7 protein-coding genes are annotated in these 6,501 nt (G+C 58.8%); all 7 read left to right on the top strand.

The window, feature by feature from the left end; translation table 11 throughout:
- The first annotated feature begins 265 nt into the window (after positions 1-265).
- The 7 genes from C814_RS10955 (at position 266) to csrA (ending at position 5,951) form a co-directional block, all read left to right on the top strand.
- A complete protein-coding gene (locus tag C814_RS10955) occupies positions 266-577 on the top strand; it encodes a flagellar biosynthesis anti-sigma factor FlgM (RefSeq protein WP_016317889.1) in 312 nt (103 codons plus the stop codon).
- A 12-nt stretch (positions 578-589) separates the two neighbouring features.
- A complete protein-coding gene (flgN, locus tag C814_RS10950) occupies positions 590-1,057 on the top strand; it encodes a flagellar export chaperone FlgN (protein WP_016317888.1) in 468 nt (155 codons plus the stop codon).
- Positions 1,058-1,075: 18 nt separating this feature from the next.
- Positions 1,076-3,217, top strand: a complete 2,142-nt coding sequence (gene flgK / locus C814_RS22180) for a flagellar hook-associated protein FlgK (RefSeq protein WP_016317887.1) — start codon at positions 1,076-1,078, stop codon at positions 3,215-3,217.
- 26 nt (positions 3,218-3,243) lie between these two features.
- A complete protein-coding gene (locus tag C814_RS10945; protein ID WP_016317886.1) occupies positions 3,244-4,266 on the top strand; it encodes a flagellin N-terminal helical domain-containing protein in 1,023 nt (340 codons plus the stop codon).
- 253 nt (positions 4,267-4,519) lie between these two features.
- Positions 4,520-5,116, top strand: coding sequence for a DUF6470 family protein (locus tag C814_RS10940; RefSeq protein ID WP_016317885.1), 597 nt, complete (start codon positions 4,520-4,522; stop codon positions 5,114-5,116).
- Between the two features lie 187 nt (positions 5,117-5,303).
- Positions 5,304-5,732: a flagellar assembly protein FliW gene (fliW, locus tag C814_RS10935; RefSeq protein ID WP_016317884.1), complete on the top strand. Its 429-nt coding sequence runs from the start codon at positions 5,304-5,306 to the stop codon at positions 5,730-5,732.
- Positions 5,733-5,951, top strand: a complete 219-nt coding sequence (gene csrA, locus C814_RS10930) for a carbon storage regulator CsrA (RefSeq protein WP_016317883.1) — start codon at positions 5,733-5,735, stop codon at positions 5,949-5,951. It abuts the gene before it with no gap.
- The last annotated feature ends 550 nt before the right edge of the window (positions 5,952-6,501 follow it).

Raw genomic sequence — 6,501 nt, 5'->3', positions numbered from 1 at the left:
TGCGGCACACTTCTCAAAAAAGGTAAGGTGCTGCACCGCTGCACAAAAAGAACCCCAGCGCGGGGGCGGACACCCCGCATCCTCTGCCGCCGGAGGGCGGCATTCTTAATTTAAGAAGGCAAGGTACTGCGCAGCTGTACATTTTTTCATAGCGCAGCGTTTAGTTTTGGGGAAAAGAGACGAATACTTTTAGTAGAGAATGAAAGATAAGAGCCGCGGCACAGGGAAACCGACGGGCGGCGGGACAGAAACGAGGGGATTCGGAATGAAGATAAATTCGGTATCCGCATATGGAGTATATAAGCAGGCCGCCCGCAAGCCGGAAGCGGAAGGGAGCTTTGCAGCGGCGCTGGAAGCGGCGGGACGCAAGAAGCATACCGACCGTATTTCGATCAGCACGCAGGGAGCGCGGCAGCTCGAGGCCGAGCGGCTGACGCGTGCGGTGATGGATGAGATGCAAAAACCCTCCGACCCGGGGAAACTCGAGCGGATCAGCAGCGCGGTGAAGGACGGAACCTATCATATCCCGACCGGGGAGCTGGCGGATGCAGTGATGCAGCGCTGGTTGGGGCTGTAAGGCGGTGACCAGATGACCGAAGCAGAAAACAGGTTTGCGCAGTTGATCTTTAAATATGAGGCGTTCATCGACGAGCTGGCGGGGCAGGAGGAAACCAAATACCGCTCGCTGATCTCGTATGACGCGGGGAAGGTCAACCATGTGATCTCGAGCCAGCAGGCCGCGCTGATGCGGCTGGAGCAGCTCGACCAGAAACGGGAAGCGGCAGCGGCCGAGGCGGGGCTTTCGGGCCTGACCCTCGCGCAGGCGGCCGAGCGGATCGGCGGCAAAGAGGGGGAGCGCCTGAAAAAGTCCCTCAAAAAAATCCAGGAACAGATCAGCATGATCCGGTTTACCAACGAAAAATCCATCGCGTTCGCCAAAGCGAACCTGAAAGCATTGGGCAGCGCGCTGCCGCAGGAGGCCCCCGCGGCCTACACAGCGCCGGGAGCCAGGGCGGCGGAACGGGCGTCCAGCTCGCTGTTCGAAAAGAAAATCTAAAATTAGGAGGACTTTGGCTTGATTAGACCGACTTTTATGGGCTTTGACATTGCAAAGCGCGGAATTATGACTGCCCAGAAAGGGCTTGACATATCCGGACAGAACCTCGTCAACTGGGACAGCGATGGCTATACCCGCCAGCGGCTGGAGCAGGTGGCGGTGGCCCCCAATGTGAGCGCCACCCGTTACAGTTATAACCGCGCAGGGCTTGCCGGGCAGGGCGTGGAGATCAACGGCATTTCCCAGACCCGCGACAAGTTCCTCGACAAGCGGTTCCGGGAGGAGAACGCCGAGACCGGCTATTATGACAAGGTCAACAACCTGCTCGGGGATATCGAATCCACGATCGACGAGCTGAAGGTCAACGGCGACAGCGGCATCCGTTATTCCCTCAAGGAGATGATGGATTCGCTCTCCACCTTCTCCAAGGACGCGTATTCCGAAACCTATGCAAACATCGTGATGAACACGTTCAAGAATATGGCCCAAACCCTCCAGCAGCTTTCGATGAAGCTGGATAACGTGGCCTCCCAGCAGAAGTTTGACCTGAGCGTTTCGGTGCAGGACTTCAACCAGCTGGTGCAAAAGCTGGCAGCGGTCAACAAATCGATCGGCGACGACGTGGGCGCTTCGCTCAACCCGCATTTCGGGCCGAACGAGCTGCTCGACGAGCGCAACCTGCTGCTTGACGAGCTTTCCAAATACGGCGAAATCGAGGTGCGCACCAACAGCGACAGCACAGTCACCGTGACCATGAACGGCCATACGGTGGTGGACCGGGCGAAGTATGACCAGCTCGAGATGTTCCCCGACCCGAACTCCGAGCTGATGCACGATTCGACTGTCCCGGTGGAGGTGCGCTGGGTCTCGACCAACCAGCAGGCCGAGTTTAAGAATGGAATCATCAAAGGGTTTACCGACTTCATCAACGGCGCAGGCCCGGCCCCGGGCGAGGGGCAGACCTCCAAACGCGGTATCCCTTACTACCAGGCCAAGCTGGACACCTTCGCGCAGACGCTGGCGGATACGGTCAACGGCATCATCCCGGACACCACCGCCCCGGAAATCCAGGCGCAGAAACAGCGGGTAGACGATCTCGGCGCACAGGAAGCGGCGCTCAACGGCCTGCTCTCGACCTATAAAAGCCTACAGGCACAGTATGACGCAGCCGTTACAGCGGGCGATACTGTCAAGCAGGCCGATCTGGAGCGGCAGTGGGACGATCTGGTTGCGGGCTACAAATATCCGGATGCGGCCGCGGCAAACAAGGGGTATGCCGCCCCGCCCCTGGCGCTCGGCACCACCACGGACGCGGTTTTTGACCCGATTCTGGGCAACACTGCGGCAGGCATCACCGGCACGCTGATCCCCGGCACCCAGCAGTATAAGGATATGGAAGCGCTGAAAGCCGATTTCCAGGAGCTGAACAAGAAGTGGCAGGCCGCAAATGCAGCGGGCGACACCACCTACATGGCCTCCCTGCAGGACAAGATGGACCGCCTTGTCAAGGAATACAACGACAAGGGCTACCAGAACACGAATATTGACACCGGCATCACCGGGCTGGGCGGCGTCAATCTGGCGGATGGCGCAGCCGGGGTGACCCAGGTGGAAACCGCGGTCAATGCGGAGCTGGCCGACGTAAAGGCGCTCAAGCAGACCCATGTGGAGGCGCTGGATACGATGATCGCCAACGCGCCCAAGAAAAAGCTGTACGGCTCGATCGACGGCGGCCCGATCAACGCGCAGAACCTGACGATCACCGACGACTGGAACGGCAACCCGAGCTATGTGATCTCGATTCTGGACAGCAAGCAGAACAACGCGCTCAACCAGCTGATCAACGCGCTGAATGCGGATAAGATCAGCTTCCAGTCCCGCGGGGAGCTGGTGGAATCCACCTTCAGCGATTATGTCACCGGCTATTCGACCACCCTCGCGGAGGACAAAAACTACTATTACAACCGCCTGGAAGCCACCACCGTCCTGAACAATGAGCTTCAGGATCGCCGGGACGAGGTTTCGGGCGTGGTGGTGGACGAGGAAGTCGCAAACGTCATGCTTTACAACAAGTCGCTGAGCGCGGCGTCGCGGCTTATGACCGCGCTTGACGAGGCGCTCGACGTCCTGATTAACCGTACCGGCCGGGTGGGCCTCTAATCTCAGGAGAAAGGTGAGGAAAATTTATGAGGGTAACACAAAGAAGCGTCAGCCGAAATTATATGCGCAACCTGAATAATACGCTGGCCAAGCGTGCGTCAGCGTTTGAGCGCGGCACCACCGGCGCGGCGTTCGACCGCCTTTCCCAGAATGTGGCGGACGGTGTGCGCGCAATGAAAATCCAGGAGGAGCGGCAGGCGTCCGAACGCCAGCTCTCCGCCACACAGGACGTCATCGACGAGATGAACTCGGTGTTCAACGCGCTCGACTCGATCGACGACATCATGAAAACGGTTGACGAGCGGGTAGTCCGCGCGCTGAGTGAAGAGGGCGGCGAACCGCGGCGCCAGGCAATCGCGGCGGAGCTGCATAGTATGAAGGAGCAGATTTTGCAGTTTGCGAATTCACAGTACAGCGGGAAATACCTGTTCAGCGATTCAGCCAACGCGGCCGCCCCGTTCGGGGTGGGCGCGGACGGCAAACTGACCTATAACGGCATCCCGATGTCCAAGATCGACCGCGAAAACGGCACCTATATTGATGAAGATGGATTCACCCGTCCGCTGCCCAACGACAAGGAGATTTATATTGACCTTGGCCTGGGGATGCGGTTTGAGGCGGATGACGGCGATGTGGACACCCGCACCGCGTTCAAGACCTCGTTCTCGGGGCTTGATGTGCTGGGGCATGAGCCGAACGTCTACGACCTGATTACCGATATGGAGGAGGCGCTGGGCTACCCGAACGGCAAAGCGGGCGGGACCTATAACCGCGGCGCACTCGAGAGCGCACATACGGCGTTTGACGAGCTGACCGACGATATGCGCCTTTCGCGCCTCGATCTGGATACCCGCGCCGGTTTCCTGAACCAGCTGGAAACCCGGCTGGAATCGGACATCACGACCCTGACCGAGAGCGAAAGCAACCTCGTTTCGGCAGACCCGTCCGAGGAAGCAATCAAACTGAAAGAGTCGGAATATACCTGGATGGCAGTCCTCCAGCTGGGCGCAAAACTGCTGCCCACCTCGCTGCTCGACTTCCTGTCCTAACCCGGCTTTATCCCCCCTGAACCAATCTTAGGATTTGTTCGGTATTTCCTTTCTGCAAGGGGGCTTTTTCTCTTGCAAAAAGCCCCCTCTTGCCGCTTCGCGGCAATTCACCCGAAAAAAGCGCTTCACAGGATAAAGTATTTCGCTCATTGCAGCGGGCGGAACCCCTTGCCCGGGCGCCGGGCGCCCGCCAGAGATAGACAGCAGTTCCCAATTACAGTACGTTTTGTTTCTTGGGAAAGGAGGTGTTTTTGTGCAGTTGATCAGAATTACCAGCCAGCCAATCAAATACAACATCCAGACGCAGAGCGCCCGTCTTGAGATGGAGGTCCCGAAGCTGCCGAAGGGTGAAATGTCGCACGATCCCACCCGGATCGACCTGCATACCCAGAACGCAAGAGTCAATGTGGATACCACCGAGCTGTTCGAAAGCCTGAATGTCAGGTCGGTCGGCTCGTGGCTACAGGTGTTTGCGCAGCGGGGCAGGCAGAGCGTTTATCAGAAGATCGGGGAAGAGGTGCAGCTGGGAAATCAGATAGGGGAGATTGACAAAGGTGTGACGATTGCACAGATCGTCCAGCAGAAGATGATGCAGTCGGCCGACATCACCACCTATACCGAGTTCATCCCGAGCGGCAAGGTGCGTTCGAGCTACCAGCCGTATGACGTTTCGCTCGATTACCACGCTGGTTCGGTTGAAACCGAGTGGCAGAAGCAGCAGAATGTCATGAACTACATCCCCGGCAAATTCTCGATCGAGATTTTGCAGTATCCGAAGGTATCGGTTGAATGGCTCGGCTCGCCAACCTATGTGCCGCCCAGTGCGGACCCGAATTATGTGGAAAGCTGAACCATCCCACATTTGAAACGAGCAGGCAGCCCTTGTTTTTCACAAAAGCGGGGGTTGCCTGTTTTGCGTGGGGAGCACAGCCGCCGGAACCGGCATCCCCGCCCCGGAGCCAGAAAAAACGTTTTGGTTCCGCCCGCCCGCAAGCCAGGTCACATTTTATGAATCAGTCGCAACGGAGGATGATGAGATGAAAATTCGTACCAGGGATTTCGGGGTCATCGAAATCGAGGATACCAGCGAAATTACTTTTGTCAGCCCGATTCTTGGGTTTGAGAACCAGAGCCGGTTTGTTTTTCTGAATGACGATTCGATCGGCAGCCACTTTGCATTTTTGCAGTCGCTTGAGGAGCCGGAGCTCTGCTTCATCCTGGCCGACCCCCACGCGGTGGTGGCCGACTACCTCCCCGAGCTGCCCGCCGCGTTCGAAAAGCAGATCGGCGAGGAGGACTGTATGTGCTGGCTGCTGGTCGTGCTCAAGGATACCCTCGAGAATTCCACGGTCAACCTCAAAAGCCCGATCGTGGTCAACCCCTCCCGCAGGATCGCCGGTCAGGTCGTCCTCGAGGGGGACTGGCCGGTGAGATATCCGCTCGTCGGCGGAAAGGGGGTACGCTGAATGCTTGTACTTACCAGAAGGCCCGGGGAATCGCTGCTCATCGGCGAGGACATCGAGGTGAAGATTATCGAGTCCGCGCCCGACCGCGTCAAGCTCGGTATCACTGCTCCGAATGATGTCCGCGTCCTGCGCAAGGAGCTCCAGCAGACGATCGACGAGAACCGCCAGGCCGCCGCTCCCGCCGCCCCCAACCTGAAAGACCTCCTGCACAAACTCTAGGGGCAGCATCCGTTTGGCCCCTTGGTGCGCGGCGTTTTGGGTTCCAGGGCGCATGTTGTTTTGGGTTCCCGACCAAAACAACGCCCTTCGCTTCTCGGGCTTTCAGCCCGAAGCGCGCTTACGCGCGACGCTCGGGCAGGATGCGCCTCACGGGTTAGGGGTCAGCGACCCCTCCCCGTGTGCCCCACCCCGGCAAGCTGGGAAGCCCGGCCCGATCGGGCACAGAGTAGTGGGGTTTTGCGGCACAGCCCGGGTCGAGCGGGCGGGGCCTGCCTGGGCAAAAAACAGGTTGGGGCGGGCACTGACATGCGTGTCCCTTCCGCCCAGCCAAAGGCGGGCACCCTTCCGGGGGTTCCATAAGGGGGATACCCCCTTATGTGTGCTTTTTACCTTGCTTTTTGCACAAGCAAAAAACAAGCCGTCCGCCCGGACGGGACCGGGCATCCTGTGCCGCCTGCGGCACACCTCTCAAAAAAGGTAAGGTGCTGCACCGCTGCACAAAAAGAACCCCAGCGCGGGGGCGGATACCCCGCATCCCGGTGCCGCTTGC

The organism is Anaerotruncus sp. G3(2012) (assembly GCF_000403395.2).
Taxonomy (GTDB): domain Bacteria; phylum Bacillota; class Clostridia; order Oscillospirales; family Ruminococcaceae; genus Anaerotruncus.
The sequence above is the reverse complement of the archived record's forward strand: the minus strand, read 5'-3'. Positions and strand labels throughout refer to the sequence as shown.

Bases quoted from the DNA above. Each gene is read 5' to 3' on its own strand.
- C814_RS10955 (WP_016317889.1), top strand. From the start codon at position 266: ATGAAGATAAATTCGGTATCCGCATATGGAGTATATAAGCAGGCCGCC.
- flgN (WP_016317888.1), top strand. From the start codon at position 590: ATGACCGAAGCAGAAAACAGGTTTGCGCAGTTGATCTTTAAATATGAG.
- C814_RS10945 (WP_016317886.1), top strand. From the start codon at position 3,244: ATGAGGGTAACACAAAGAAGCGTCAGCCGAAATTATATGCGCAACCTG.
- fliW (WP_016317884.1), top strand. From the start codon at position 5,304: ATGAAAATTCGTACCAGGGATTTCGGGGTCATCGAAATCGAGGATACC.
- csrA (WP_016317883.1), top strand. From the start codon at position 5,733: ATGCTTGTACTTACCAGAAGGCCCGGGGAATCGCTGCTCATCGGCGAG.